Genomic DNA, 1,056 nt, shown 5'->3' with positions numbered 1-1,056 from the left:
AAGCGGTACTCGTCGACCACGTCGCCGGTGTTGCGCACACGCAGCCGCACGGTCGTGGTGCCGCCGGGATCCACGGTCGCCGCGGCCGGTTCCAGAGAAGTCCACAGAGTCACCCGCCGACGCTACGACGCCGGGCCGAAGGCGGTCAGGAGGCCATCGGGCACGACGGCTGCCCGAAAGGGACGGCCGGCCGTGCCCGGCAAGCCTGGTTTCCGCCGTGAATCAGCCCGTGGACCGCGCATCAGTCCGTGGATCAGTCCGTGGATCAGACCGCGCACCAGACCGTGGATCAGACCGCGCACCAGTCCGCTGATCAGACCGTGAAGCGGACGGCCTCCAGCTGGAGCCGGTCCTGCATCGGACTGCCGCCGTAGATCCAGTCGCCCGGCTTGGTGCAGCCGTTCCCCAGCCAGCCCCGGTCCTTGATGTGCGGGTTCTGGCAGACGGAGCCCTCCTTCGTCTTGATGGTGAACCCCTCCATCACCGAGACGGCCGGCTTGCTGGAACCCATGTACATGTCGACGCCGTCGGACGCCTTCGACCACTTGTCCCCGGTCAGCCAGCCCCCGTCCACATGAGCCGCGTTGCCCATGACGCCGCCCGTGCGCGCGGTGGCGATGTTGAGGGCCTTGATGCCCAGGTTCTTGCCGGTCGTACCGGCGATCGCGCCGTCGCAGACCGGGTCCTGCCAGCCCTTGTCCGCCACATAGGCGCGGTAGCAGATGTGCCGCCCGTCGCTGCGCGCCGCCAGCTTGTTCACGGCCACGGCCGCGGTCTCCTGCTTGGGCTTCGCGGGCGCCTTCGACTGGCCTCCGCCGCCTCCGCCTCCGCCCCCACCCCCTCCGCCGGCGTCGGCCGCGGCGCTGCTCACCGGGGCCTCGGGCGCCGCGGGGGCCGTCGGGGTAGGCACCAGGGCCGGGGCGCTGGGCGGGGCCGACGGGCTGGGCGCCAGGGTGTTGACGTCCGCCTGCGCGACCTTCTCCGACGCCAGGCTGCGCACCGGCGGCTTGTAGGCCAGCCAGATCATCACGAACGCGATCGCCAGGGCCAGGCCGA

1 pseudogene is annotated in these 1,056 nt (G+C 71.6%); it reads right to left on the bottom strand.

The features are described 5' to 3' along the window. Nucleotides 1-313: 313 nt before the first annotated feature. Nucleotides 314-1,056 (bottom strand): annotated as a pseudogene (locus ACFVYK_RS37975) (hydrolase); the annotation flags it as partial.

The sequence above is a fragment of the Streptomyces sp. NPDC058291 genome (assembly GCF_042880855.1).
Lineage (GTDB): Bacteria > Actinomycetota > Actinomycetes > Streptomycetales > Streptomycetaceae > Streptomyces.
The sequence above is the reverse complement of the archived record's forward strand: the minus strand, read 5'-3'. Positions and strand labels throughout refer to the sequence as shown.